Origin of the sequence: Pseudomonas sp. BJa3, from assembly GCF_026343815.1 — a bacterium.
Taxonomy (GTDB): Bacteria; Pseudomonadota; Gammaproteobacteria; order Pseudomonadales; family Pseudomonadaceae; genus Aquipseudomonas; species Aquipseudomonas soli.
In genome coordinates this window covers 286,762-312,047 of the sequence record NZ_JAOXMC010000001.1, presented here as the reverse complement: position 1 = coordinate 312,047, position 25,286 = coordinate 286,762, and the positions used below count along the sequence as shown (strand labels likewise).

General features: G+C 63.2%; 24 protein-coding genes. 7 read left to right on the top strand and 17 right to left on the bottom strand.

The genetic code is table 11. The features are described from left to right. Positions 1-50 precede the first annotated feature (50 nt). Positions 51-2,195, bottom strand: coding sequence for a catalase HPII (gene katE / locus OH705_RS01460; protein WP_267300677.1), 2,145 nt, complete (start codon positions 2,193-2,195; stop codon positions 51-53). 222 nt (positions 2,196-2,417) lie between these two features. On the opposite strand from katE, the gene OH705_RS01455 reads away from it, so the two are divergent. The 3 genes from OH705_RS01455 to OH705_RS01445 all read left to right on the top strand — a co-directional run bounded on the left by OH705_RS01455 (position 2,418) and on the right by OH705_RS01445 (position 4,931). Continuing rightward, a complete protein-coding gene (locus tag OH705_RS01455) occupies positions 2,418-3,425 on the top strand; it encodes a methionine ABC transporter ATP-binding protein (protein ID WP_094010796.1) in 1,008 nt (335 codons plus the stop codon). Further along, complete coding sequence (locus OH705_RS01450; RefSeq protein WP_023632566.1) at positions 3,425-4,096, top strand: methionine ABC transporter permease; 672 nt, start codon at positions 3,425-3,427, stop codon at positions 4,094-4,096. The genes OH705_RS01455 and OH705_RS01450 overlap by 1 nt, the downstream gene beginning before the upstream one ends. 64 nt (positions 4,097-4,160) lie before the next feature. Beyond that, positions 4,161-4,931 carry a MetQ/NlpA family ABC transporter substrate-binding protein gene (locus tag OH705_RS01445; protein ID WP_023632565.1) on the top strand — a complete coding sequence of 257 codons (771 nt, stop codon included), beginning with the start codon at positions 4,161-4,163 and terminating at the stop codon, positions 4,929-4,931. 129 nt (positions 4,932-5,060) lie between these two features. Here OH705_RS01445 and OH705_RS29170 read toward each other — a convergent pair whose 3' ends face one another. The 6 genes from OH705_RS29170 to OH705_RS01415 form a co-directional block, all read right to left on the bottom strand. After that, on the bottom strand, positions 5,061-5,825 hold the full coding sequence (locus OH705_RS29170) for an RHS repeat-associated core domain-containing protein (protein WP_416383560.1): 765 nt from the start codon (positions 5,823-5,825) through the stop codon (positions 5,061-5,063). Between the two features lie 315 nt (positions 5,826-6,140). Continuing rightward, a complete protein-coding gene (locus OH705_RS01435) occupies positions 6,141-6,773 on the bottom strand; it encodes an SCO family protein (RefSeq protein ID WP_094010798.1) in 633 nt (210 codons plus the stop codon). After that, positions 6,770-7,669, bottom strand: coding sequence for a heme o synthase (cyoE, locus tag OH705_RS01430; RefSeq protein ID WP_263159660.1), 900 nt, complete (start codon positions 7,667-7,669; stop codon positions 6,770-6,772). Before cyoE ends, OH705_RS01435 begins: the two co-directional genes overlap by 4 nt. Next, the gene (locus tag OH705_RS01425) at positions 7,654-8,727 is read right to left on the bottom strand and encodes a COX15/CtaA family protein (protein ID WP_267300670.1); all 1,074 of its coding nucleotides are present in this window, start codon (positions 8,725-8,727) and stop codon (positions 7,654-7,656) included. Before OH705_RS01425 ends, cyoE begins: the two co-directional genes overlap by 16 nt. A 9-nt stretch (positions 8,728-8,736) precedes the next feature. Next, positions 8,737-9,315 (bottom strand): hypothetical protein, encoded by a 579-nt coding sequence (locus OH705_RS01420; protein WP_046853607.1) that lies wholly within the window; start codon positions 9,313-9,315, stop codon positions 8,737-8,739. Next, positions 9,281-10,024 carry an SURF1 family protein gene (locus OH705_RS01415; protein WP_267300667.1) on the bottom strand — a complete coding sequence of 248 codons (744 nt, stop codon included), beginning with the start codon at positions 10,022-10,024 and terminating at the stop codon, positions 9,281-9,283. Before OH705_RS01415 ends, OH705_RS01420 begins: the two co-directional genes overlap by 35 nt. A gap of 62 nt (positions 10,025-10,086) precedes the next feature. On the opposite strand from OH705_RS01415, the gene OH705_RS01410 reads away from it, so the two are divergent. Then, positions 10,087-10,290 carry a twin transmembrane helix small protein gene (locus OH705_RS01410; protein WP_023628968.1) on the top strand — a complete coding sequence of 68 codons (204 nt, stop codon included), beginning with the start codon at positions 10,087-10,089 and terminating at the stop codon, positions 10,288-10,290. A gap of 15 nt (positions 10,291-10,305) precedes the next feature. Here the strand turns inward: OH705_RS01410 and OH705_RS01405 are convergent, their stop codons facing one another. Genes OH705_RS01405 through coxB form a run of 4 tightly spaced genes read right to left on the bottom strand, consistent with a single transcriptional unit; the run spans position 10,306 to position 14,538 of the window. After that, positions 10,306-11,193, bottom strand: a complete 888-nt coding sequence (locus tag OH705_RS01405; RefSeq protein WP_031314487.1) for a cytochrome c oxidase subunit 3 — start codon at positions 11,191-11,193, stop codon at positions 10,306-10,308. A gap of 16 nt (positions 11,194-11,209) precedes the next feature. Continuing rightward, positions 11,210-11,767 (bottom strand): cytochrome c oxidase assembly protein, encoded by a 558-nt coding sequence (locus tag OH705_RS01400; RefSeq protein WP_038707108.1) that lies wholly within the window; start codon positions 11,765-11,767, stop codon positions 11,210-11,212. Between the two features lie 10 nt (positions 11,768-11,777). Further along, on the bottom strand, positions 11,778-13,367 hold the full coding sequence (gene ctaD, locus OH705_RS01395) for a cytochrome c oxidase subunit I (protein WP_023628965.1): 1,590 nt from the start codon (positions 13,365-13,367) through the stop codon (positions 11,778-11,780). A gap of 43 nt (positions 13,368-13,410) precedes the next feature. Further along, the gene (gene coxB / locus OH705_RS01390; RefSeq protein WP_023628964.1) at positions 13,411-14,538 is read right to left on the bottom strand and encodes a cytochrome c oxidase subunit II; all 1,128 of its coding nucleotides are present in this window, start codon (positions 14,536-14,538) and stop codon (positions 13,411-13,413) included. Positions 14,539-14,919: 381 nt separating this feature from the next. Between coxB and OH705_RS01385 the strand changes: the two genes are divergently transcribed. Continuing rightward, positions 14,920-15,561 carry a hypothetical protein gene (locus OH705_RS01385; RefSeq protein WP_023628963.1) on the top strand — a complete coding sequence of 214 codons (642 nt, stop codon included), beginning with the start codon at positions 14,920-14,922 and terminating at the stop codon, positions 15,559-15,561. Between the two features lie 96 nt (positions 15,562-15,657). On the opposite strand, the gene OH705_RS01380 is transcribed toward OH705_RS01385, so the two are convergent. From OH705_RS01380 to prlC, 6 genes are all read right to left on the bottom strand, one after another. Continuing rightward, positions 15,658-17,193 carry a SulP family inorganic anion transporter gene (locus OH705_RS01380; protein ID WP_023628962.1) on the bottom strand — a complete coding sequence of 512 codons (1,536 nt, stop codon included), beginning with the start codon at positions 17,191-17,193 and terminating at the stop codon, positions 15,658-15,660. A gap of 188 nt (positions 17,194-17,381) precedes the next feature. Then, entirely contained in the window at positions 17,382-18,101 is a 720-nt protein-coding gene (locus OH705_RS01375; RefSeq protein ID WP_023628961.1) for a carbonic anhydrase, read from the bottom strand. Between the two features lie 304 nt (positions 18,102-18,405). Then, positions 18,406-19,461 (bottom strand): PA0069 family radical SAM protein, encoded by a 1,056-nt coding sequence (locus OH705_RS01370; RefSeq protein WP_267300666.1) that lies wholly within the window; start codon positions 19,459-19,461, stop codon positions 18,406-18,408. Between the two features lie 63 nt (positions 19,462-19,524). Further along, on the bottom strand, positions 19,525-21,519 hold the full coding sequence (locus OH705_RS01365; protein WP_267300665.1) for a M3 family metallopeptidase: 1,995 nt from the start codon (positions 21,517-21,519) through the stop codon (positions 19,525-19,527). Between the two features lie 113 nt (positions 21,520-21,632). Then, positions 21,633-21,914, bottom strand: coding sequence for a YheV family putative zinc ribbon protein (locus tag OH705_RS01360; RefSeq protein WP_023628738.1), 282 nt, complete (start codon positions 21,912-21,914; stop codon positions 21,633-21,635). After that, positions 21,911-23,998 carry an oligopeptidase A gene (gene prlC / locus OH705_RS01355; RefSeq protein ID WP_267300664.1) on the bottom strand — a complete coding sequence of 696 codons (2,088 nt, stop codon included), beginning with the start codon at positions 23,996-23,998 and terminating at the stop codon, positions 21,911-21,913. Before prlC ends, OH705_RS01360 begins: the two co-directional genes overlap by 4 nt. Before the next feature lie 66 nt (positions 23,999-24,064). On the opposite strand from prlC, the gene OH705_RS01350 reads away from it, so the two are divergent. Further along, positions 24,065-24,613 (top strand): gamma carbonic anhydrase family protein, encoded by a 549-nt coding sequence (locus OH705_RS01350; protein ID WP_023628737.1) that lies wholly within the window; start codon positions 24,065-24,067, stop codon positions 24,611-24,613. Positions 24,614-24,633: 20 nt separating this feature from the next. After that, the gene (locus OH705_RS01345; protein ID WP_267300733.1) at positions 24,634-25,281 is read left to right on the top strand and encodes an HAD family hydrolase; all 648 of its coding nucleotides are present in this window, start codon (positions 24,634-24,636) and stop codon (positions 25,279-25,281) included. Positions 25,282-25,286: the final 5 nt, after the last annotated feature.

Genomic DNA, 25,286 nt, shown 5'->3' with positions numbered 1-25,286 from the left:
CCGGCTTGTCGTGGACGGACCGCGGCGATAGGCTGCAGAGCAGCCCTCGATTAAGCAGGAATAGCTTCGGCAGCCGCCTCCCGCGCCCACACCCGGTGCCCCTCGACTGCTTTGAAGAAGGCCTCGAACGCCTTCTGGTCATCGCCCAGTAGCAGCCCCGCATCCTCCTTGAGCCCCAGCTTGTTCAGCAGCAGCTTGCCTTCACTGGCTACGCCCATGGGCTTGAGATGCTTGTAGGCCTCGAGCAGGAAGTGCTTGGCCACGCCGCTGTTTTCCAGCGCCTCCAGCGAAGCCTTGCCCGCCGGCACCCACACGCCGTCGAACATCACCGACGGCATCCCCTCCATCGACGCATCCACCGGCAGCTGCTTGCCACCGGCAGTCTTGACCGGTGCCGAGGTCGCCCCCAGCAGCATCGGACGCGCACGCTGTGCCTCCAGCGCCTTTACCACCTTGTCGACGCTCGTATCGTCCACGCCGTCAGCCATCAGGATGGCAATCTTGCGCCCACTGATACCGATGTCACCGGGGTGATTCATCTGGCTCAGTGCCTCGGATTGCGCCGGCTTGCTGGTCTTGACCGTAACCGTCCCGGCCTTCGGCGCCGGCAAGCCGAGGTTGGCCGCCACGGCAGCTGCCAGCTTGAGGTCGATATTGGCCAGGATCTCGTTCACCTCCCGCGCCCGGATCGTCTCGCGCTCCACCTTGCCCAGCTCGAAGCTGTAGGCCTTGATGATGTGCTGCTGTTCGGTGGGGCTCATGCTCTGGAAGAAAAGCCGCGCCTGGGAGAAATGATCGCCGAACGACTCGCTGCGCTGGCGGATCTTATGAGCGTCGATGCGCTCTTGATAACTTTCGAAACCGCCATCCTGCGCGGCGGGGGGCGTTTCCTTCGGCCAGCCGCCATCGATCGAGTTGGGCTCGTAGGACGCCCGACCCTTGTCGATGGTCATTCGATGCATCGCATCGCGCTGGCCGCTGTGGTTGGGCGCAACAGGACGGTTGATCGGGATCTCATGGAAGTTCGGCCCACCCAGACGGCTGATCTGGGTATCGGTGTAAGAAAACAGCCGGCCCTGCAATAACGGATCGTTGCTGAAATCGATGCCCGGCACGATATGCCCGGGGCAGAAGGCGATCTGCTCCACCTCGGCAAAGAAGTTGTCTGGGTTGCGGTCGAGGACCATTTTGCCCAGCGGGGTTACCGGCACCAGCTCCTCGGGAATGATCTTGGTCGGGTCGAGCAAGTCGAAGTCGAACTTGTGCTCGTCCGCCTCCGGCACAATCTGCACGCCCAGCTCCCATTCCGGGTAATGACCGGTCTCGATCGCTTCCCACAGGTCGCGGCGGTGGTAGTCGGTGTCCTTGCCGGCAAGCTTCTGGGCTTCGTCCCACAGCACAGAGTGCACGCCCTGGCGCGGCTTCCAGTGGAACTTGACGAAGCTGGCCACGCCTTGGGCATTGATCAACCGGAAGGTATGCACGCCAAAGCCTTCCATCATGCGCAGGCTGCGCGGAATGGCCCGGTCGGACATCGCCCACATGACCATGTGCGCGGATTCCGGCACCAGCGAAACGAAGTCCCAGAAGGTGTCGTGGGCAGAGCCACCGGTGGGCATCTCGTTGTGCGGTTCGGGTTTGACCGCGTGGACGAAGTCGGGGAACTTGATCGCGTCCTGGATGAAGAACACCGGCATGTTGTTGCCGACCAGATCGAAGTTGCCTTCATCGGTGTAGAACTTCACCGCAAAGCCGCGCACGTCGCGCACCGTGTCGCCCGACCCGCGTGGACCCTGCACGGTGGAAAAGCGCACGAACACCGGGGTGATTTTCTCGGGATCTTGCAGGAAACCGGCCTTGGTCAGTTCGGCATGGCAGCCGTAGCTCTGGAAGTAGCCATGGGCGCCGGTCCCGCGGGCATGGACGATGCGCTCGGGTATGCGCTCATGGTCGAAGTGGGTGATCTTCTCGCGCATGATGAAGTCTTCGAGCAGCGAAGGCCCGCGAGCTCCAGCCTTAAGGCTGTTCTGGTTGTCGGCGATCTTCACCCCCTGGTTGGTACGCAACGCCTGGCCGCTGGCGTCACTGCGAAACGCTTCCAAGCTCTGCAGTTTGGCGTTGGTGTTGGCCTTGTCCGGGGTGTCGGTGCCGGCGACCGTGCTCGGCTGCGGCGCCAGGGGCTTCTTGCTGGGCATCTTCGGCTCTCCTCATCAGTCTTCAGGCTGCCCATTCGGGCTAGTTGAAGTAGTGACTGGGCCGCCCTTGAATGCGTTCAATCGGATTGCCGACCGTCGCGTTATGCCGATTGGATTGGAGCGTGACGAAATAAATGCTAAGAACACGCAGGGGAAAAGGCTAAAATGCGCGCCCCGGCTAACCGCTGACCCAAATTCCATGCGCCCCACAAGGTTCGCTCAGTGATCGAGTTTCAAAATGTCCACAAGACCTACCGCGTCGCCGGTAGGGATATCCCGGCCCTGAACCCGACCAGCCTGACCATCGAAGATGGCCAGGTGTTCGGCCTGATCGGCCACTCCGGTGCCGGCAAGAGCACCATGCTGCGCCTTATCAACCGCCTCGAGGAGCCGTCCGGCGGCAAGATCGTGGTCGACGGTGAAGACGTCACCGCCTTCGACTCGAACCAGCTGCGGCGCTTCCGCCAGCAGGTCGGCATGATCTTCCAGCACTTCAACCTGCTGGCCTCCAAGACCGTCGCCGACAATGTCGCCCTGCCGCTGGTGCTGGCGGGCGAGCTGTCGCGTGGCGAGATCGACAAGCGCGTCACCGAGCTGCTGGCCCGTGTCGGCCTTTCCGAGCATGCCCGCAAGTACCCGGCGCAACTGTCGGGTGGGCAGAAGCAGCGCGTCGGCATCGCCCGCGCCCTGTCCACCAACCCCAAGATCCTGCTGTGCGACGAGGCCACCAGCGCCCTGGACCCGCAGACCACGGCCTCGGTCCTGCAATTGCTGGCCGAGATCAACCGCGAGCTGAAGCTGACCATCGTGCTGATCACCCACGAGATGGACGTGATTCGCAGGGTCTGCGACCGCGTGGCGGTGATGGATGCCGGGCAGATCGTCGAGCTGGGCCCGGTGGCCGACGTGTTCCTGCACCCGCAGCACGCCACCACCAAGCGTTTCGTCCAGGAAGACGAGCAGGTCGACGAGAACGAACAACGCGACGATTTCGCCCATGTGCCGGGGCGCATCGTGCGCCTGACCTTCCAGGGCTGCGCCACCTACGCGCCGCTGCTGGGCACCGTGGCCCGCGAAACCGGCGTGGACTACAGCATCCTTGCCGGGCGCATCGACCGCATCAAGGACATTCCCTATGGCCAGCTGACCCTTGCCCTGATCGGTGGAGACATGGAGGCGGCATTCGCCCGCTTCACTGCAGCTGACGTACATATGGAGGTACTGCGTTGATGGACATCCTCAGCTATTTCGCCAACGTCGACTGGGTCGAGATCTGGCAGGCGACCAACGACACCATGGTCATGCTGTTCATCTCTCTGGCCTTCATCATCCTGCTGGGCCTGCCACTGGGTGTCGTGCTGTTCCTGTTCAGCCCACGGCAGATGTTCGAGCACAAGAAGGTCTACGCCGTGCTGGCGACCATCGTCAACATCGTGCGTTCGGTGCCGTTCATCATCCTGCTGATCGTGATGATCCCGATCACGGTGCTGATCACCGGCACCTCGCTGGGCGTTGCCGGTGCCATCCCGCCGCTGGTGGTGGGGACCACGCCGTTCTTCGCGCGGCTGGTGGAAACCGCCCTGCGTGAGGTGGACCGCGGCATCATCGAGGCGACCCAGTCGATGGGCGCCACCACCCGCCAGATCATCTTCAAGGCCGTGCTGCCTGAAGCGATGCCGGGCATCATCGCCGCCATCACCGTGACCGCCATCACCTTGGTGTCCTACACCGCCATGGCCGGCGTGGTCGGGGCCGGTGGCCTGGGTGACTTGTCGATCCGTTTCGGCTATCAACGCTTCCAGACCGACGTGATGATCGTCACCGTGGTGCTGCTGGTCATTCTGGTCCAGGTACTGCAAATGATCGGCGACAAGCTAGTCGTGCATTTTTCCCGTAAGTAACCCCAATGGGGTCGGCCCAGCCGACCCGTTCGGGGGCCATCGCGGCCCTCACAAGGAGTGATCAATGAAGAAGCTGCTTGCTGTTGTCGCCGCGGTAGCGGCCTTCTCGGCCCACGCCGAGACCCTGACGGTCGCCGCCACCCCGGTGCCGCACGCCGAAATCCTCAACTTCGTCAAGCCGCAGCTGGCGAAGGAAGGCGTGGAACTGAAGGTCAAGGAGTTCACCGACTACATCCAGCCGAACGTGCAGGTGTCGGAAAAGCGCCTGGACGCCAACTTCTTCCAGCACCAGCCGTACCTGGATGAGTTCAACAAGGCCAAGGGCACTCACTTGGTAAGCGTCGCCGGCGTGCACATCGAGCCGCTGGGTGTGTACTCGACCAAGGTCAAGGAGCTCGACAAACTGCCTTCCGGCGCCGCCGTGGTCATTCCCAACGACGCCACCAACGGCGGCCGCGCCCTGCTGCTGCTGGACAAGGCCGGAGTGATCAAGCTCAAGGACAACACGAACATCCTGTCGACCATCAAGGACATCGCCGAGAACCCGAAGAACCTGAAGTTCCGGGAGCTGGAAGCCGCGACCATCCCGCGTGTGCTGACCCAGGTCGATGCCGCCCTGATCAACACCAACTACGCGCTGGAAGCCAAGCTCAACCCGGAAAAAGACGCCCTGGCCATCGAAGGCAAGGACTCTCCGTACGTGAACATCCTGGTGACCCGCGAGGACAACAAGGACGCGGACGCGGTGAAGAAGCTGGTACAGGCCCTGCACTCGCCTGAGGTGAAGCAGTTCATTACCGAGAAGTACAAGGGCGCTGTGGTTCCTGCGTTCTAAGCTGAAATTCCCAGGGCCGCTCCCACAGTTGCAGTGCCAGCTCAACCCTAGCACTGCAACTGTGGGAGTGGGCTTGCCCGCGATGCATCTACAAAGGCTGGACTGCGTTTTGTCACCTGATAACTCAGCCTAGTTGTCTGTTCCACCGCGCAACACCGCCAAAGCGTCCAGGTAATTGTTGTACGTCAAACCCTGGGCCGGATCTGCGAAAGAACCAGTAACACCGCCCAAAGCCACTGAAGTTCTCCTGAGTTCAACCATAACTGCCTGCGCACGGGCTGGATTCACTTCAATGGGTATCGCCGTTGCCGTCGTGAGCCTCTGCTCCACTGCCGCCTTCATGGACGCTTTGATTGATTCCCTATTGGGACGTGGTGCCGAACTACTTGGTCCGGTTACTGTGTTTGGAGAGCTTGCTCCATGTACTGCGTGTTGTGGCTGTAGAGCGGTATTGGTGTCAGGGAGTGGTAGCTGATCAAAGTGGGCCATCATTCCCTCCAGCACCTGGGAAGGTGACATCCCGCTTTCAGAAATTCGTCTAGCAGTGTTACCCGCTCCTGAATGACGGCCGGGCGAAGAGGATCTGAGCATATGGCCAGTCGGGTCGCTGAAATTCACAGGATCGCCATTGCAGTAGACATAACAATTGATGCCGCCCTCCAAGAAAGGGCTCAGCGAATCTGGTGAATGGAAGCGCATGAATGTCGTGCTGTACAAGCGGTACCCATTTCCGAGCAAGTAGCCTTGTAGCTCGGTGGACCTCAACTGGCCCGTGAAGCCCAGGCGCGATTGCAATACAGTTTCCAGCCCGTAGGGCGTGTAGGCTCCAACACGTCTACCGTTCATATCAGTTTCGCAAAGCGGCGAAGCTTGCTGATTGGTACTAAGCAGCATTGTCAGCGCCTGGGGGCGATGTGTACTGCCCTGCGCCAAAGATCTGGTGTTGCAAACTCGGCTTTTGTCCGTAGATGGCATTTCGGGCACTCCGAACTAATGGTTCGGGCGCTAGCCTGTAAGGGATGAGACATTCGTTCAACTGGTAGAATTACCAGGTCTGATAGCCTGCGTGCTACTTCGGAACTGCTGGGGACGCTCTGCGGCTCTTTCGCAGCTGGCCCAAGGATTGAATGCCAATCGCGGGGCAAGCCCGCTCCAACGCAAGTTATGTCCGGCGTGGGAGCGGGCTTGCCCCGCGACTCATTTCAACGGTCAGTCGCGCTTCACAAGCCCCGGCAACTGCGCCACCAGCTTCTGGTTGTTGAACGGCGCACGGATGAACCCGCGCTGACGCCCGTCAGGCCCGACCACCGCCAGGTTGCCGCTGTGATCCACGGTATACCCCGGCTTGCTGGTATCGGCCGGGATGAACGGGATGCTCAAGGCGTTGGCCAGCTTCTGGGTGTCCTCGATCGACCCCGCCACCCCGACGAAATCCTTGTCGAAATAGCCCAGGTACTGCTTGAGCTGGTTCGGCGTGTCGCGGTTCGGGTCGACGCTCACCAGCACCACCTGCAGACGCTCCAGCGCCTCCTTGGGCAGCTCGCTCTTCACCTGGCGCAACTGGGCCAGGGTGGTCGGGCAGATGTCCGGGCAGTAGGTGTAGCCGAAGAACAGCAATGACCACTTGCCCTTGAGCTGGTCCAGCACCAGCGGCTGGCCGTCCTGGTCGGTCATGGTCACGTCCGGCACGGTACGGCTCTGCGGCAGCAGGATGATGCCGGCATCGATCAGTTCGGTGGGGTTCAACTGACCACGGTCGTTGAGCACCTTGTTGACGGTCAGGCCCATGATCAGCGCGACCAGGGCAACGAGGATGAAGACGGTTTTCTGGGTTCGGGTCATAGGTTCAGCAACAGGTAGTGGTCTACGAGCAACGCGATGAACAGGGCGAACAGGTAGCCGATAGAGTACTTGAACGTCTTGATCGCCGCGTGCGGCCGGGTGCCACGGTACAACACCCAGGCCCAGTGCAGGAAGCGCAGGCCCAGCACCAGGGCACAGGCCAGGTACAGCGGGCCGCTCATGTGAATGGCGTAGGGCAACAGGCTCACGGCCAGCAATATCAAGGTGTAGAGCAGGATATGCAGGGCCGTGTAACGCTCGCCATGGGTAACGGGTAGCATGGGAATATCAGCTTTTGCGTACTCCTCCTTGCGATGAATCGCAAGGGCCCAGAAGTGCGGCGGTGTCCAGGCGAAGATGATCAGCACCAGCAGCAGGGGCTCGGCGCCCAGGTGCCCGCTGACCGCCACCCAGCCCAGCAATGGCGGTGCTGCCCCGGCCAGGCCGCCGATCACGATGTTCTGCGGCGTGGCTCGCTTGAGAAAGCCGGTGTAGAGCACCGCGTATCCCAGCAGCGAGGCCAGGGTCAGCCAGGCGGTGAGGGGGTTGGTGAACGCCAGCAGCAAAACCATACCTGCCACGGCCAGCAGCAAGGCGAACAGCAGTGCCGGCAAGGGCGCGACCCGGCCCTGGGCCAGTGGGCGCTTATGGGTGCGGGCCATCAGCGCATCGACGCGGCGATCGACCACGTGGTTGACCGCCGCCGCCGCCCCCGCGCACAAGCCAATCCCCAGGTTGCCGAACAGCAGGACGCTCCAGGCCACCCCTGCGCGGGTGGCGAGAAACATCCCCACCAGCGAGGTGATCAGCATCAGCACCACCACCTTCGGCTTGGTCAGTTCCAGATAGTCGCGCCACCCGGCGCGCTGGCGCTCCGTGCTCAGAACCGTCGCCACGAATCGTTCCTCATGTGATGAGTGAGTTGCCCCCCGACCACCGGTGTCAGGCGCCAGCCATGGCCCACGCGAACCTTGTCGACCACGCGGATACGGTAGTTCACCAGCACCATGCTCAGCAGCAGCAGCACACCGCCGGCGTTGTGGGCAACAGCCACGCCCAGCGGCAGGTGGAACAATACGTTGCTGATGCCCAGGCCCAACTGCAGCGCCAGCGCCAGCAATACCAGGCGCGCCAGGCCGCTCAGGCCATGGCGGTGCAGCTTCCAGCCGAGCATCGATAGAACCGCCAGCACCAGCATTGCGCCGAGCCGGTGGCTGACATGGATCGCCGTGCGCGCATCGCTGTCCAGTTGCCCGCCCAGGTAATTGGGGCCGACATGCTGGGTCAGGTGGAAGCCGTTGCTGAAGTCCGCCGCCGGCCACCACTGGCCATGGCAGGTAGGCAGGTCGATGCAGGCCACCGCCGCGTAGTTGGCGCTGACCCAACCCCCCAGGGCGATCTGGCCGATCACCACCAGCAGCGCCAACGCCGCGATCCGCCGTAGGCTAAGCGGCAGTTTCGGCAAGGGCGCAAAGGCCCGGGATAGACGCAGGGATAGCAGGAAAAGCAGGCTCACCGTGGTGAAACCGCCAAGCAGGTGCGCGGTCACCACCTGGGGCCACAGTTTCAGTGTCACGGTCCACATGCCGAACGCCGCCTGGGCCAGCACCACCCCCAGCAGCAACACCGGCAGGCGGTAGGGCTGGCCGTCATGGGCATGCCGACGTACAGCCTGGAAGGCAAGCAGTGCGATCACCAGCGCCAGGGTGCCGGCGAAATAACGATGAACCATCTCCGCCCAGCCCTTGGCTTCTTCCACCGGGTGCTCAGGGAAGTGCAGCTCGGCATGGGCCAGTTGGGCATCGGTCTTGGGCACGCTGATGAAGCCGTAGCACCCCGGCCAGTCGGGGCAGCCAAGACCGGCGTGAGTCAGGCGAGTGTAGGCGCCGAGCAGCACGACCAGCAGCGCCAGCAGCGTGGCGAACACAGCAAGGCGGAATCCGGGTCTGGCCATGGCAGCCTCCTAGCCGATGTTGGACAGCTTGAGCAGGTGGCGCAGGTCGTCCAGCACATGCTTGCCCTTGACCTTGGCGTCGTAGCGCAGCACCAGGTTGCCGTGAGGATCGACGATCCACAGTTGCGGGGCAGTGTCGCCGACCTTCTGGATATAGCGCTGGGCATCCAGCGGGTAGCGTTGCAACTGCGGGTACTCGCGGCCCAGCAGCGCCTGGTAGTCGGCGGCCAGCGGCTGGGCCGCCGCCAGGGCATGGCTGGCGCGACTGGCATCACGACCCAGGCCGACCTGAATCTGCCGGGCCAGGTACACCAGTTGCTGGCATTCCTCGACACAGGCGCCCGGAGCGCTGACCAACAGCTGCCAACGCTCGTCCTGGGCATCGATGCCGATATCGGCCCGGCCCTCGCCATTGCCGATCATCACACCGTGATAGCTGCGACCTTCCGGTACCCAGAACTTGAGCTTGTACATGCTGGTGGCAAGGATCATCGGTCCGAGCACGACGAACAGGATCAACAGCAGTTGCAAGCGCCCGCGGGGCTTGCGGCGGTCAGGCACGTCCAGTGGACTCGTGGCGGCGGCCATGGCGGTTCTCCTTGTCGTTGTGATGCCAGCCGAAATACAGGTAGAGCAGGACCAGCGCGCTGGCCAGGGCGAACCACTGCACGGCGTAGCCCTGGTGCTTTTCCGGGCCCATGGCGACCACCGGCCAGTCCAGGCGGTAGGCGGCAGGGCCTGGCTGCAGGCGTAGTTCCTGAGCAAAGCCGTCACGGCCCAGCTGCTGCCAGAGCCCGGCCGGTTCGATTGCCGTCAGCAGTTGCGGCCACTGTCCGTCGGGGTTGTCCGGGTGCAGTTGGAAGGTCTTGCCCGGCGGCACGTAGACCGTGGCGTCCAGCGCCAGCGCCTGGCTCGGCGTGTCGAAGCGCACCGGCACGCGGCGGTCGGGCCACGGCAGCCAGCCGCGATTGACCAGCAACCACAGGCCGCTGGCCTGGTCGTGGAAGGGCTGCAACAGCTCGACGCCGGCCTTGCCGTCGCGCATCTGGTTGTCCAGCAGCAGGCTGTGACCGGCATCGAACCGGCCATACAGGTGCACGGGGTAGAACGCCGGGTCCGGCAGCTGGCGCAACCGGTCAGCGGTGACCGGCGCCTCGATCTGGCGCTCGGTGTAGGTAGCCAGCAGGTCACGCTTTTCGTCGGCGCGCCGCAGTTGCCAGCAGCCGAGCGCGATCAACCCCGGCAGCAGCGCAAGCACCACCAGGGTCGGTACCAGGCCTGGGCGAAAAGGCTTCACCAGGGCCTCGTGAGGTCGAGCGCTATACTTGTATCCATCACCGCATCCCCCGGAGTTTCGCCATGCTCAAGGCCGCAATTGTCCTGATGCTGCTGGCCACCATCGCCAGCCTGTTCAGTGGCCTGGTGTTCCTGGTCAAGGACGACGACCAGTCGACCCGCCTGCTCAAGGCCCTTACCGTGCGCGTCGCCCTCGCCACCCTGACCATCGCCCTGGTGGCCTGGGGCCTGATCAGTGGGCAACTGGTGTCGCACGCACCTTTCTAAGTGTTCCCACCGTGTTCAAAGCACATACACGAAGATGAACAGCCCCACCCACACCACATCGACGAAGTGCCAGTACCAGCTCGCCGCCTCGAAACCGAAGTGTTTGTCCGGCTCGAAGTGCCCGCGCAACACCCGGCAGAACATCACGAACAGGATCAGCGTGCCCAACGTCACGTGCGCGCCATGGAACCCGGTCAGCATGAAGAACGTCGCGCCATAGATGCCCGAGCCCAGGGTCAGCCCGAGTTTGTTGTAGGCCTCGTGGTACTCGTAGGCCTGCAGGGCGAGGAACGCCAGCCCCAGCAGGATCGTCAGCCCCAGCCACAGCTTCAGCGTGCCGCGGTGCCCCTTGCGCAGGGCGTGGTGTGCGATGGTCACGGTCACACTGGAGCTCACCAGCAGGATGGTATTGATCAGCGGCAGGTGCCACGGATCTATAACCTCCTTGGGCGGTGGGAACAGTTTCGGGTCCGGTGTGTGCAGCAGCGGCCAGACGAACTCGAAGTTGGGCCAGAGCATGTGCGTCACACCCTTGGCCCCGTCGCCCCCCAGCCACGGCCCGGCCAGCACCCGCACGTAGAACAGCGCGCCGAAGAAAGCCAGGAAGAACATCACCTCGGAGAAGATGAACCAGCTCATGCCCCAGCGGAACGAGCGGTCCATCTGCGCGCTGTAGAGCCCGGCGTGGCTTTCCTTGACCACCGCGCCGAACCAGCCGAACAGCATGTAGGCCAGGAAAAGCGCGCCGACGAAGAAGATCAGCGGCCCATGGGACTCCGGGTGGCCGGCCTTGAGGTCGTTGAACCAGGTGCCGAGCCCGAACACGGTGATGAACATGCCGATCGTGGCAATGATCGGCCACTTGCTCTGCGCCGGTACGTAGTAATGCTCGTGGCTTGCCATGATGTATCTCCTTCCCTCAGCGGGCGCCCTCGGTCGCGGCGTGGGCGACCGGGGGGTGGCGAGCGGTGATGTCGAACAGGGTGTAGGCCAGGGTCAGGTGTTTCACCGACTCCGGCAGGTCGCGGTCGACGATGAAGCGCACCGGCATCTCGATGCGCTCGCCCGGCTGCAGGACCTGCTGGGTGAAACAGAAGCACTCGGTCTTGTGAAAGTACGCCGCGGCCTCGGCAGGGGTGATGCTGGGGATGGCCTGGGCGCTCATGGGCTGGTTGGTCGGGTTGCGGGCCACGAAGATCATCTGGTTCACCGCCCCCGGGTTGACCTCGATCTGGTCGGCGGTGGAGTGGAACTCCCAGCTCATGTCGCCGGCATTGGTCGACATGAACTGCACCCGCACCGAACGGGTCGGGTCGCTCACCTGGGTGCCCGCGTACTGCCCGCCGGTCTTGCCATTGATACCGAAGGCCTTGCACATCACGTCGTAGATCGGCACCAGGGCAAAGCCGAAGGCGAACATCACCACGGTCAGCATCAGCAGGCGACTGACCAGGCGCTTGAGCGACAAGCCGTCCATGGGCAGGCTCCTACTTCACTTCCGGCGGTGTCTGGAAGGTGTGGTAAGGCGCTGGTGAAGGGATCGACCACTCGAGCCCCTCGGCGCCGTCCCAGGGTTTGGCTGGTGCCGGTGCGCCACCGCGAATGCACTTGATGACGATGAACAGGAAGAAGATCTGCGTGGCGCCGAACATGAAGGCGCCGATCGACGAGACCATGTTGAAGTCGGCGAACTGCAGGTTGTAGTCGGGGATGCGCCGGGGCATGCCGGCCAGGCCGACGAAATGCATGGGGAAGAAGGCCAGGTTCATGCCGACGAACGACAGCCAGAAGTGCAGCTTGCCCAAGGTTTCGTCGTACATGTGCCCGGTCCATTTCGGCAGCCAGTAGTAGGCTGAGGCAAAGATGCCGAAGATCGCCCCGGGCACCAGCACGTAGTGGAAGTGCGCCACCACGAAGTAGGTGTCGTGGTACTGGAAGTCCGCAGGCGCGATGGCCAGCATCAGCCCGGAGAAGCCGCCGATGGTGAACAGGATGACGAAGGCGATGGCGAACAGCATCGGCGTCTCGAAGGTCAGCGAGCCTTCCCACATGGTGCTGACCCAGTTGAATACCTTCACCCCGGTGGGTACGGCGATCAGCATGGTGGCGTACATGAAGAACAGCTCGCCCACCACCGGGATGCCGACCACGAACATGTGGTGGGCCCAGACGATGAACGACAGGAAGGCGATGGCTCCGGTGGCGTAGACCATCGAGGTGTAGCCGAACAGCGGCTTGCGCGAAAACGCCGGGATGATCGAGCTGACCGCGCCGAAGGCCGGCAGGATCATGATGTAAACCTCGGGGTGACCGAAGAACCAGAACACATGCTGGAACAACACCGGGTCACCGCCGCCGGCGGCGCTGAAGAAGCTGGTGCCGAAATGGATGTCCATCAGCATCATGGTCACCACGCCGGCCAGTACCGGCATCACCGCGATCAGCAGGAACGCGGTGATCAGCCAGGTCCAGACGAACAGCGGCATTTTCATCAAGGTCATGCCGGGGGCGCGCAGGTTGAGGATGGTGGCGATCACGTTGATCGCGCCCATGATCGAGCTGATACCCATCAGGTGGATGGCGAAAATGAAGAAGGTCACGCTGGCCGGGGCGTAAGTGGTCGACAGCGGGGCATAGAAGGTCCAGCCGAAGTTCGGCCCGCCACCGGGGCTGAACAGGGTCGAGACCAGCAGCAGGAACGCCGCTGGCAGCAGCCAGAAGCTGAAGTTGTTCATCCGCGGCAGGGCCATGTCGGGCGCGCCGATCATCAGCGGGATCATCCAGTTGGCCAGGCCGACGAAGGCCGGCATCACCGCGCCGAACACCATGATCAGCCCGTGCATGGTGGTCATCTGGTTGAAGAATGCCGGCTCGACGATCTGCAGGCCGGGCTGGAACAGCTCGGCGCGGATCACCATGGCGAACGAGCCGCCAAGCAGGAACATGGTGAAGGCGAACCACAGGTACATCGTGCCGATGTCCTTGTGGTTGGTGGTCAGCACCCAGCGCATCAGGCCCTTGGCCGGGCCGTGGGCATGTTCATGACCGTGGGCGTGGTCGTCGATCACTGCACTCATGTCCTGTCTCCTGCAATCCACTGACTGCCGCGGGTAGCCCGGCTCATTGCGCTTCGGCCTGCTTGAGCGCCAGCACGTCCTTCGGCGTGACCATGTCGCCCTTGTTGTTGCCCCAGGCGTTGCGCTCGTAGGTGACCACCGCGGCGATATCGACTTCCGAAAGCTGCTTGCCGAATGCCGCCATGGCGGTGCCCGGCTTGCCGTGGAAGACGATGCCCAGGTGCGCTTCCTTGGGCCCGGTGGCGATCTTCGAGCCCTTGAGGGCAGGGAACATCGGCGGCAACCCCTGGCCTTCGGCCTGGTGACAGGCCACGCAGGTGGTGTGGTAGACCTTGTCGCCACGCGCCACCAGCTCTTCGAGGGTCCATTCCTTGCTGGTCAGCTCCTTGAGCTTGGCCGCCTCGGCCTTGCGCTCGCCGAGCCAGGTGTCGTAGTCGGCCTTGGATTTCACTTCGACCACCACCGGCATGAAGCCGTGGTCCTTGCCGCACAGTTCGGTGCACTGGCCACGGTAGATCCCGGGCTTCTCGACCCGGGTCCAGGCTTCGTTGACGAAGCCGGGGATGGCATCACGCTTGACCGCGAAGGCCGGCACCCACCAGGAATGGATGACGTCGGCGGCGGTCACCAGGAAGCGCACCTTGGCGCCCACCGGCAGCACCAGCGGCTGGTCGACTTCGAGCAGGTAGTGCTCGTCCTTCGGTGAATTGTTGTGGATCTGCTCGGCGGGGGTGGCCAGGTTGCTGAAGAACTCGACGTCCTGGCCCAGGTACTTGTAGTGCCACTTCCACTGGTAGCCGGTGACCTGGATATCGATGTCCGAGTCGCTGGCGTCGTAGATGTCGATCAGGGTCTTGGTGGCCGGGATGGCCATGGCCACGAGGATCAGGAAGGGCACGACGGTCCAGAGGATCTCGACCCAGGTATGCTCGTGGAAGTGCGCGGCCTGCTGCCCGGTGGAACGGCGGTGGACGACCATCGACCAGAACATCGCGCCGAACACCACGATGCCAATGATCACGCAGATCCAGAAGATGGTCATGTGCAGGTCGAACACCGCGTGGGAGACTTCCGTCGCCCCGGGCGCCATGTTCACCGTCCATGCTGCCTGTGCCTGACCAAACAATGACCACAGCAACAGGCCCATCCAGACATGTGGATGTCGCATCATTGCGGGTTCCCCTTATCGTTCTTGTAGTCCCGGAGGCGTGGACGACCTGCTACGACAAAGGGGGGAACGGTGGCCAAGACTGCCTGGCTTCGACGACCGAGCCCCCTGCTTAAGGCAGTCGGGCCTCATCAACGAATCACGTTTCAAGCGGAGTATAGACACCGACGAATGGGGCGCAACGCAGGGACTGAAATGATCTTCACGCAACCAAACGTTTGCGCTGAAAGGCCCATGGATACTGGGCCGGGACACAATAATGGCACATTGATATAGCCAATTTCCTACACGTGCCTCAGAGATATAACAAATGCGTCTTAGCGATTCTCGTAAGCAAGCTAACTTAGTGTCTTCCGTTTGTAACGCCTTGTCCCTGGAGTTGTCATGAACATCGCTGCTGTACGCGAGCAGATCGAAAACGCCCATCAACATGAGAGCCGCACAGGCCAACTGAAAAACCGTCTCGAGAAGCAACTGCCACACCTGCACCCTTCGATTCACCTACCCCAGCAGGACGCCCAGGGTACTTTGGCCCGCTTCGTCGGCGCCTATATCAACGAGGTTCCAGAACTGCTCGAAGCCGCGCACACCGTGGCCCTCGAGGCCGGCATCGAATCGCAGATCAAGCCAGTGCTGAAGATTGCCGAGGCCTATTTCCTGCAGCCACCGAGCGTGATGGCGGGGCAGGTCGGGCTGGACTGCCTGTTGGACGAGGCCTACCTGGCGCATCGCTTGGTCGAGGAGGTCAACGACCTGTATATCCGCCATTTCCAGCAGCCGCTGATTCCGGTGGATACCACGGTCGCCAACCTGATCGCCCACCAGCTGATCGGCGAGACCTTCGCCAACCAGCTGGATGAGGTGGTGCATCACTCGGTGGACGAGATGCTCGATGACGAGAGCTTTGCCGTGGAGTCAGTCGAGCACTATCGCGACAAGCTGTCGAACCCGGAAACCGGAGAGGCCTGGAAACGCTGGCCATGCCTGTCGCGCCAGCTGGGCGTGGAGTTGAGCCAGTCGGCCTGAGTTGACCTGATCCGACCCTATCACGGGGCAAGCCCGCTCTCACGAACTCGATCATGGGAGTGGGCTTGCCCCACGATAGGCCGCTACAGACTTACCCTAAGCGCCAACCCCCGCCGTAGTCCGCAACCTTCCCTCGACCCGCCGCTTCAGACGCCGCTGCTCCAGCACCAGCCGCGAGCCCTTGGCCGCGCCGCTGCGGCCCCAGTCCTCCAGCAGTTCCAGGCAGGAATGGTCGATATAGCTCAGGTTGCCGAGCGGCACGTGCAGCGTGGTTCCCTCCGGCACGGAATCCAGCACCTGGGTCAGCGCCGGCACCTTGAGGAAGGTGGCCGCGCCGCCAAGGCGAAGCTCCATGTGCCCCGGCTCGTCCAGCGCCACCAGGTTGATCTTCAACCGCGCCGCCTTCAGCGCCAGTTTCAGCAGGGTCAGGGCAAAGCCCAGCAGCACGCCGGTCAGCAAGTCGGTAAAGATGATTGCCAGGGCCGTCGCCGCATAGGTGAACATCGGCATCCGCCCGTAGCGGCCCAGGCCGCGGAACGCCTTGAAGTCCACCAGTTTCACGCCGGTGTAGACCAACACCCCGGCCAGGCTGGCCACCGGGATCTGCTGCAGCACACTGCTCAGCGCCACGACGAACGCCAACAACCACAGGCCATGCAGGATCGCCGAGGCGCGGGTCTGCGCACCGGCCTGGACATTGGCCGAACTGCGTACGATCACACCGGTCATCGGCAATGCGCCGAGCACGCCGCAGAGCATGTTGCCGATACCCTGCGCCGACAGCTCTCGGTCGAAATCCGAGCGCTGGCCACTGTGCATGCGATCGACTGCCGCCGCGGACAACAAGGTCTCGGCGCTGGCGATGAAGGCCAGGGCGAAGGCCGCCACCAATAGGGTCGGGTCGGCCAGCTTGAGCAGGTCGTCGGGGCGCAGCCAGTCAATGGCCTCGGACAGGTCCGCAGGTACCTGCACGCGGTTGACCGGCAGAGCCAGCCACAAGCTGACAGCGGTCATTGCCGCCACACCGAGCAAGGCACCGGGAATGAAGCGCAGGCGTTGCGGGCGCCAGCGCTCCCAGCCCCACATGATGGCGATGGTGCCCAGGCCCAACGCGCCGGCCTGCCAACCGGCGCCTGCGCTTTCCAGCGGCAGGGCCGAGGCCAGCGTCGCCGGGAAGCCCAGCAGGTTGTCCACGCCCGATGGCTGGGGCGCCGTGTCGAACATCACGTGCACTTGGGACAGCACGATCAGCACGCCGATCCCGGCAAGCATGCCGTATACCACCGCTGGTGCGGTGACCCGGAACCAGCAGCCCAGGCGCAAGCGCCCGGCCAGCAGTTGCAGCAGGCCGGCCAACAGCAGGATCGGCCCGAGCATGGCCACGCCATGCTGGCGCACCAGCTCGAACACCAGCACCGCCAGGCCCGCCGCCGGGCCGCTCACCTGCAACGGAGAACCGGCGAGGAAGCCCACGACGATGCCACCGATGATCCCGGTGATCAGCCCTTTTGCGGGCGGCATGCCCGAGGCGATGGCGATACCCATGCACAAGGGCAGGGCTACCAGGAAGACCACCACCGAAGCCAGCAACTCACGCGGCATGGCCGCCTTTATCTGTGTCATGTTCACCATGTAGCTCCTTTCTAGATTCACGGCCATTCCGCTGGCCGCTAGCACGGGGAAGCCTGAACGACGCGCAGGCGTGGGCCGCCAGCGGGTCTGCCGGCACGGCATTCAGGAAGATTCAAGGCAGGCGAAGGCCGCGCCGCACCCATCGGGTGCAGCCGGCAATCAAGGCTTGTTCAGCGTGTTGGGGTCGCTTAGTAGCGGCCTCTCGGTGTGGCAGAAGGGATCGACTCGCCTGCGGTCAGCGGCAGGAAGCGGTCGCTGGCGGCATCGTAGGCTTCGATCTGGCTGGTTTCGATGTCGTAGATCCAGCCATGGATGTGCAACTGGCCGGCCGCCAGGCGCGAGGCGACCGAAGGATGGGTGCGCAGGTGGTGCAGCTGGGCGATGACGTTTTCCTTGGTCAGCAGCTGCATGCTTTCGTGCTCGCTGCCGCAGGAGCAGTTGTCTTCGATCACGGTCCGAGCCACTTCGGCATGGCGCAGCCAGGCGGAGACGGTCGGCATCTTGGCCAGCGATTGCGGGTTGAGCACCGCGCGCATGGCGCCGCAGTCGGAGTGACCGCAGACGATGATGTGGTGCACGCCCAGGGCCAGCACCGCGTACTCGATGGCGCTCGACACACCGCCGTTCATCTGCCCGTACGGCGGTACTACGTTACCGACGTTACGGGTGACGAACAGATCGCCGGGCGAGCTCTGGGTGATCAGCTCAGGGACGATGCGCGAATCGGCGCAGGTGATGAACATGGCCCGCGGCTTCTGCGCGGTGGCCAGTTTCTTGAACAGCTCTTGCTGCTCGGGGAAGACTTCGGTGTGGAACCGCAGGAAGCCGTCGACGATATGCTTGAGGGCGGCATCGGCGCTTTCGGCGGGTGCGGCCGGGACAACCTTGGATGGGTCCTTGACGGGCATGATTCATCCTCTGGACGGTTTGAAAGTGAATTCCATGTTACCGGGGAAAGATCAGGGTGACGCGGGGATTTAGATGACGCGCACGGGTAAATAATCACAGTCACCGCTGACTCATGACTCACGCTAGCGTAGGAAACTTAACTGAAACTTAATTGCGCAGGCTCTAGAACGGGCGTTCTGGATAGGAGAGGGGAGAACTGGATAATAGCAAAAAAGCATCAGATGCCAAGCTGCATGAGTGAAATTGTTGGGTTGCTTTAGTTGTACTTATAGAGCTCGACTTCCCGATTGAACGAGCCGCTGGCTAGAACAGCGCCATCTGAGCACCGGGAGGACAGAATGCGCTGCAGTCCAGCGCCAACTCCTCACGCCCTTCGAACCCCAGCCGCCTGGCCGCCTTGCGAAAGCGCTGCTCCAGCAAGTCCGCGAATACCCCTTCACCGCGCATCCGCGCACCGAAGCGGCTGTCGTACAGTTCACCGCCCCGGCTCTGACGAATCAGGCTCAGCACATGCGCGGCCCGCTGTGGGTAGTGATCGTGCAGCCACTGCTCGAACAACGGCGCCACCTCCAGCGGCAAGCGCAGCATCATGTACGCCGCGCTCTGCGCGCCGGCTTCCTTCGCCGCCTGCAACAGGTGCTCCAGTTCGCTGTCATTGATCATCGGGATCATCGGCGAGCACAGCACGCCCACCGGCACACCGGCCTCACGCAGCACGCGAATAGCGCGCAGGCGCGCCTTTGGAGCGGCCGCACGTGGTTCGAGGGTGCGCTTGAGCTCATCGTCCAGGGTGGTGAGGCTGATCATCACCCGCGCCAGGCGCTGGCTGGCCAGCTCGCTCAACAGGTCCAGGTCGCGCAGCACCAGCGAGCCCTTGGTGACAATGGTCACTGGGTGGCGGTAGCGCAGCAGAACTTCGAGCAGGCGCCGGGTCAGCTGTTGTTCGCGCTCGATGGGCTGATAAGGGTCAGTGTTGGACCCCAGGTTGATCGGCGCACAGACGTAGCCAGGCTTGCTCAACTGCTGCTCGAGCACCTCGGCGGCGTTGGTCTTGGCGATCAGCTTGGTTTCGAAGTCCAGGCCGGGGGAGAGGTCCCAGTAGGCGTGGCTGGGACGGGCGTAACAGTAGATGCAGCCATGCTCGCAACCGCGATACGGATTTATGGAGCGGTCGAAGGGCAGGTCAGGGGAGGTATTGCGGGCGATGATGGTCTTCGCCACCCCGATCCGTACCTCGGTGCCCTGGGTTATCGGCACCTCCTGGTACCACCCGTCATCCTCGGCCACCGCACGACTCGGGGCGAAACGGTTGTGCGGGTTGCTGGCGGTGCCGCGGCCGCGGATGGGAGGAGTAGACATGACGACAACCCATTTACTGTATTTTTGTACAGTACAATGAGTCGTCATCGATAACCAGTACCGTCAGGCAGGCTGATGCCAGTCACGGTATGCTGCCAGGGAAAGCCCCCTGCCGACAAACGCGTTGAATGAAGCGGAAAGCCCGCGCAAAGCAATCTTGGTCATGAGTTCCCGCCGCATTATCCGCGCGACCTCCCGCTGATCGACACCTTGTTCCTCGAAGCGGGTGAACGCATCGATGGCATGCGCCTGGGCCCATTTGTAGCTGTAGTACCCGGCCTCATAACCTGTCACCAGATAATCGAAAGACTCGACGAAACGCTCCTGCGCGAACGCCGCAGTGAGCCCGACCAGATGGCTGGCCTGGCGCGCCAGGTCTTGCAGGTCGAGACGTGCATCCCTATCGCGATGCGCGATGAAATCGAACCAGGCACGACGCAGCTTCTCGGCCTCGGCCACGCCTCGCAGCCGCCGTCGGCTCGCCAGCCAGCGCCGCAAGGCTTCCAGGGGAACCGGGGCAGTATCCGCCATGAGGGCAGTGACGCCTTGCAGAGCCGGTGCGGACCAGCACCATTGCTCGAACAGGATGCCAACGAACTCACAGCTGTCCGGGCCGAGCATCGCCGGCAAGGTGCGATTGAGGCGACGGTGACGATGGGTCACGAGAATCTGGTGCAGCGCATGGCCGAACTCATGGTGGAGCTTGCACAAATCGCTGTGGCCAAGGTGCGACGTAAACCCATCGGGGCCGTGTGCGAAGGAGCACGACAGCAGTGTGGTTGGCAATGTCATCGCACCGTCGGCATCGACATGGCGCTGACGCATGGGGTAGCAGTACGGCCAGGACAATTTGCCAGGACGCGCGTGAAGGTCGAGGTAGATGTACCCCAGGACGCTACCCTGTTCGCGTACCTCCAGCACTTGCACATCTGCGTGCCAGACCGCGACGGCACGCGGCACCATGCGGATATCGAACAATCGTTCGTGCAGCTCGCGCAAAGCGGTCAGGGCTGTATCGAGTGGGAAGCGATCACGCAGTTGCAGCCCGGCGACAGCATCGTCCCTGAGTTGCCTGGTCAGATAAGCGATATCCGAAGGCTCAAGCGTCCCCATACCCAATTGGTCAGCCCGCTCCTGCAGTTCCTCGAGGTCGGCCTGCAGCCTGGGACGGTTCTCTTCGATCAGACCCTTGATGAATGCTTCGACCTCGCTTGTGGTACGAGCAGCTTTCAGCTCGAGCCCGAACTCGGCAGCGTTGGACAAGCCCAGCAGCTGGGCCCGCTCGTGTCGCAAACGCAACAGCGCTTGCATTACCTGGGCATTGTCGTGGTCAGGGTCCGTCGCCAGTGACCGGGAAGCACGGTAGATCCAGGCACGCAGCGAGCGATCATCAGCCGATTCGAGAATCGCCTCGACGGTCGTTTCCCCCAGGTCGATCAGCCAGCCATCCAGCTCCTCTTCCCGGGCTTTGTCACTCAGGCGCTGCCGTTGGGGTCCGTCAAGGCCACTCAATTGCGATTCATCGGACAACAAACGTGCACCGGCACTTCGGGCGCCGCTGAGATTGTCCATGAACTGCCGTTCGAGCCCGCTTATGGCGGCTTCGGTCGCGCGCAATTGGGCTCGTTCAGCGCCACCCAGTTGAAAGCCACCCAGGCGAAAGTCCCTGAGAATCCTCGACAGCACCACACGTTGCTCAGTGTCGAGTGTCGCCTCGTCGATGCGTTGATAGGCCTGCAACAGCCCCGGATATTCATGCTTAGACCGCTTCCAGCCGCCGAGCAAACCATGGCAGGCATGCACGGCATCGGCCCAATCCTCGCCCTCGTAAGCGAGGGGGACCAGTGAGTGAAAAGTGTCCTCCAGCCGCTGGTCGAGCCGCTCGATTGCCAGGACCAGGTCATTCCATCCAGGAAAATGCGCCTGATCGGCAACGATCCGCTCAAGCGCTACCAGGTTGGCATCATGAATCTGACGAACAGCCGGTTCGAGCTGCTCGGGCCGCAACGACGCGTAATCAAGCAGCCCGCCAGGAAGAAAAACAAATGGATGGGTCATCGTGCATCTCGGTGCGGGTCAAAGGACCTACACCTTAGTGACCCACCCAAGCGGGACAGGCAGCAATATCTACCCTGCCCCCAAAGAGCGTCCCGAGGGCGCCCGAAAGGTCGTTATTCCGAAGGCTTCTTCAGCTTCGGATTGGGGAAGAACTGCACGGTCTGCACCTTGGCCGGCGGCGCTTTCGGCGCCAGGTGATTGACCCGGGTGCCGAGCTCGCTGGGTACCGACAGGCCTTGTTCGTTCAGGGTGTCAGTGAACCCGCAGGCCACGCACTCACGGTGCGGCACGCCGTCCTCGTTCCACATCATCAGCTTGTCCATCTCGCTGCATGCCGGGCATACCGCCCCGGCGATGAAGCGTCGCTTGCTCTTGCTCAAGGCTACCTCACTCATGCCACAGCGTCCTCGGTGAGGCCGCTGTGGCGCAACAATGCATCGATGGAAGGCTCGCGGCCACGGAAGTCGACGAACAGCACCATCGGCTCTCGGGAACCGCCAAGGGCCAGGATGGCTTCGCGGAAGGCGCGACCGGTCTCGGCGTTGAGCACACCTTCTTCCTCAAAGCGCGAGAAGGCGTCGGCCGACAGCACTTCGGCCCACTTGTAGCTGTAGTAACCCGCCGCATAACCGCCGGCGAAGATGTGCGCGAAGCTGTTGGGGAAGCGGTTGTAGGCCGGCGGACGCATCACCGAGACCTCGTCACGCACGCCCTCGAGCACCTGCAGCACGCTGCGGCCGTCGCCATGGGTGGCGTGCAGCTCGAAGTCGAACAGCGAGAACTCCAGCTGGCGCACCATCATCATGCCGGACTGGAAGTTCTTCGCCGCGAGCATCTTGTCCAGCAGGTCCTGGGGCAATGCCTCACCGGTCTCGTAGTGGCCGGAGATCAGCGCCAGGCCCTCGGGCTCCCAGCACCAGTTCTCCATGAACTGGCTCGGCAGCTCCACCGCATCCCAGGCCACGCCGTTGATGCCGGACACGCCGGCATGCTCGATACGGGTCAGCAGGTGGTGCAGGCCGTGACCGAACTCGTGGAACAGGGTGGTGACTTCGTCGTGGGTGAGCAGCGCGGGCTTGCCGGGCGTGGCCGGGGTGAAGTTGCACACCAGGTTGGCCACCGGGCTCTGCAGGCTGCCATTGGCGGTGCGGCGATGGTCGCGGGCGCCATCCATCCAGGCACCGCCACGCTTGTTGGCGCGGGCATAGAGGTCGAAGAAAAAACGGCCGACGTGCTGGCCGTTTTCCTTGATCTCGAACAGGCGCACGTCCGGGTGCCAGCTGTCGAAGCCCTTGAGCTCGTTGATCTCGATGCCGTACAGGCGTTGCACGATGACGAACAGGCCGGACAGCACCTTGTCGATCGGGAAGTAGGCGCGCAACGCTTCCTGGGACACGCTGTAGCGCTGCTCGCGCAGCTTCTCGCCGAAGTACCCGGCGTCCCAGCTGGCCAGCTCGGCGGTGCCCTGCTCGGCGGCATAGGCCTTGAGCTGCTCCAGGTCCTGGGCGGCGAATGGCTTGGAACGCTTGGCCAGGTCGCGCAGGAAACTCAGCACCTGGTCGCTGGACTCGGCCATCTTGGTGGCCAGGCTCAGCTCGGCGAAGTTCTTGTAACCCAGCAGCCCGGCCAGCTCCTGGCGCAGGTCGAGGATCTCTTCCATCACCGGGCCATTGTCGAACTGGCCGGCGTTCGGGCCCTGGTCGGAGGCACGGGTGCAGTAGGCGGCATACACCTCTTCGCGCAGTGCGCGGTCGCTGGCGTAGGTCATCACTGCGTAGTAGCTGGGGAACTCCAGGGTGATCAGCCAGCCGTCCAGGCCCTTGGCCTGCGCTGCGGCGGCCATCTGCGCCTTGGCCGAGTCGGTCAGGCCGGCCAGCGCGGCTTCGTCGGTGACGTGCTTGGTCCAGGCCTGGGTGGCGTCGAGCAGTTGGTTGGAGAAGCGGCTGCCCAGTTCGCTGAGCTTGCTCTGCACCTCGGCGTAGCGCTGCTGCTTGTCGGCCGGCAAGTCGATGCCCGACAGGCGGAAATCGCGCAGGGCGTGGTCGATGATGGTTTTCTGCGCCACGTCGAAGCTGGCGGCTTCAGGGCTGGCGGCCAGGGCTTCATAAGCTTCGAACAGGGCACGGTTCTGGCCCAGTTCGGTGGAATAGGCGCTCAGGGCCGGCAGGCACGACTCGTAGGCCTCGCGCAGTTCCTGGCTGTTGCACACCGCGTTGAGGTGGCTGACCGGGCTCCAGGCGGCGCCCAGGCGGTCGTTGAGTTCGTCCATTGCCAGCACCAGGCCGGCCCAGGTCGGGTTCTTGCCCTGCTTCTCAAGGATCTCGGCGATGGCCTTGCGGTTGTCGGCGAGGATCTGCTCGATCGCCGGCAGCACATGCTCGGCGCGGATCGCCGAGAAGGGCGGCAGATCATGGGACTGCAGCAGCGGGTTGTTCGCACTCACGGTTCGGGTACCTTGGCAGGAGAAACACGGGACCATCTTAATTACAATCGACGCCGACCGCAGCAGGCAGCCTGCCTATCGGCATTGCAGAGGAACACTATCATGGCCATCCGCACGTTTCGGGAACACACGCCGAAAGTGGGACCACGGGCCTTCGTCGACCGTTCGGCGGTGGTCATCGGCGACGTCGAGATCGGCGAGGACAGCTCGATCTGGCCGTTGACCGTAGTACGCGGCGACATGCACCGGATCCGTATCGGCGCGCGTACCAGCGTGCAGGACGGCAGCGTGCTGCACATCACACACGCCGGGCCGTTCAACCCCGATGGCTACCCACTGATCATAGGCGACGAGGTGACCATCGGTCACAAAGTCATGCTGCATGGCTGTACCCTGGGCAATCGCATCCTGGTCGGCATGGGCAGCACCATCATGGACGGCGCCATCGTCGAGGACGAAGTGATCATCGGCGCCGGCAGCCTGGTGCCACCCGGCAAACGCCTGGTCAGCGGCTACCTGTACATGGGCAGCCCGGTGAAGCAGGTGCGCCTGCTGAGCGAGCAGGAACACGCGTTCTTCCCCTACAGCGCCGGCAACTACGTCAAGCTCAAGGACCAGCACCTGGCCGAAGGCTACGACCTCCCGGAATGAATCCGACTGCAGAGAACACCATGCACCAGCAGAACATCCTCTTCGACCTCGACGGCACCCTGACCGACCCGCGCCAGGGCATCACCCGCTCGATCCAGTACGCCCTGGCCAAGCTGGGCATCGACGAGCCAGACCTTACCCGCCTTGAGCACTTCATCGGCCCGCCCTTGCTGCAGGCGTTCATGCAGTTCTATGCCTTCGACGAGGCCAAGGCCTGGGAAGCGGTGAACTTCTACCGCGAGCGCTTCAAGGTAACCGGGCTGTACGAAAACCTGGTGTTCGACGGCGTGCCCGAGTTGCTGCAAGCGCTCAATGGCCAGGGCCGCACCCTGTACATCGCCACCTCCAAACCTTGGGAGTTCGCCCGTGAAATCGCCCGGCATTTCGCCTTCGACCATCACTTCAAGGTGATCTACGGCAGTGAGCTCGATGGCACGCGGACCAACAAGGTGGAACTGATTCGCCACCTACTGGACGAGGAGGGGCTGGATCCGACGCAGACCTTGATGATCGGGGATCGCAAGCATGACCTGATCGGTGCGCGCAGCAACGGTTTGCAGGCCGTCGCGGTGGGCTATGGGTTCGGCAGCCGGGAAGAACTCGAGGCCGAGGCGCCGGCGTTCCACTTCGAGACGCTGGCCGAGTTGCACCAGGCATTCGTGCGCTGATCCCG

Excerpts from the sequence above, each read along its gene's own strand:
- OH705_RS01385 (WP_023628963.1), top strand. The coding sequence starts at position 14,920 with ATGAACATCGCTGCTGTACGCGAGCAGATCGAAAACGCCCATCAACAT.
- OH705_RS01410 (WP_023628968.1), top strand. The coding sequence starts at position 10,087 with ATGCTCAAGGCCGCAATTGTCCTGATGCTGCTGGCCACCATCGCCAGC.
- OH705_RS01445 (WP_023632565.1), top strand. The coding sequence starts at position 4,161 with ATGAAGAAGCTGCTTGCTGTTGTCGCCGCGGTAGCGGCCTTCTCGGCC.
- ctaD (WP_023628965.1), bottom strand. The coding sequence starts at position 13,367 with ATGAGTGCAGTGATCGACGACCACGCCCACGGTCATGAACATGCCCAC.
- OH705_RS01380 (WP_023628962.1), bottom strand. The coding sequence starts at position 17,193 with ATGGTGAACATGACACAGATAAAGGCGGCCATGCCGCGTGAGTTGCTG.
- katE (WP_267300677.1), bottom strand. The coding sequence starts at position 2,195 with ATGCCCAGCAAGAAGCCCCTGGCGCCGCAGCCGAGCACGGTCGCCGGC.
- prlC (WP_267300664.1), bottom strand. The coding sequence starts at position 23,998 with ATGGTCCCGTGTTTCTCCTGCCAAGGTACCCGAACCGTGAGTGCGAAC.
- OH705_RS01345 (WP_267300733.1), top strand. The coding sequence starts at position 24,634 with ATGCACCAGCAGAACATCCTCTTCGACCTCGACGGCACCCTGACCGAC.
- OH705_RS01360 (WP_023628738.1), bottom strand. The coding sequence starts at position 21,914 with ATGAGTGAGGTAGCCTTGAGCAAGAGCAAGCGACGCTTCATCGCCGGG.
- coxB (WP_023628964.1), bottom strand. The coding sequence starts at position 14,538 with ATGATGCGACATCCACATGTCTGGATGGGCCTGTTGCTGTGGTCATTG.
- OH705_RS01375 (WP_023628961.1), bottom strand. The coding sequence starts at position 18,101 with ATGCCCGTCAAGGACCCATCCAAGGTTGTCCCGGCCGCACCCGCCGAA.
- OH705_RS01420 (WP_046853607.1), bottom strand. The coding sequence starts at position 9,315 with ATGGCCGCCGCCACGAGTCCACTGGACGTGCCTGACCGCCGCAAGCCC.
- OH705_RS01350 (WP_023628737.1), top strand. The coding sequence starts at position 24,065 with ATGGCCATCCGCACGTTTCGGGAACACACGCCGAAAGTGGGACCACGG.
- OH705_RS01365 (WP_267300665.1), bottom strand. The coding sequence starts at position 21,519 with ATGACCCATCCATTTGTTTTTCTTCCTGGCGGGCTGCTTGATTACGCG.
- OH705_RS01400 (WP_038707108.1), bottom strand. The coding sequence starts at position 11,767 with ATGGACGGCTTGTCGCTCAAGCGCCTGGTCAGTCGCCTGCTGATGCTG.
- OH705_RS01370 (WP_267300666.1), bottom strand. The coding sequence starts at position 19,461 with ATGTCTACTCCTCCCATCCGCGGCCGCGGCACCGCCAGCAACCCGCAC.
- OH705_RS29170 (WP_416383560.1), bottom strand. The coding sequence starts at position 5,825 with ATGCTGCTTAGTACCAATCAGCAAGCTTCGCCGCTTTGCGAAACTGAT.
- OH705_RS01405 (WP_031314487.1), bottom strand. The coding sequence starts at position 11,193 with ATGGCAAGCCACGAGCATTACTACGTACCGGCGCAGAGCAAGTGGCCG.
- OH705_RS01435 (WP_094010798.1), bottom strand. The coding sequence starts at position 6,773 with ATGACCCGAACCCAGAAAACCGTCTTCATCCTCGTTGCCCTGGTCGCG.
- OH705_RS01425 (WP_267300670.1), bottom strand. The coding sequence starts at position 8,727 with ATGGCCAGACCCGGATTCCGCCTTGCTGTGTTCGCCACGCTGCTGGCG.
- OH705_RS01450 (WP_023632566.1), top strand. The coding sequence starts at position 3,425 with ATGGACATCCTCAGCTATTTCGCCAACGTCGACTGGGTCGAGATCTGG.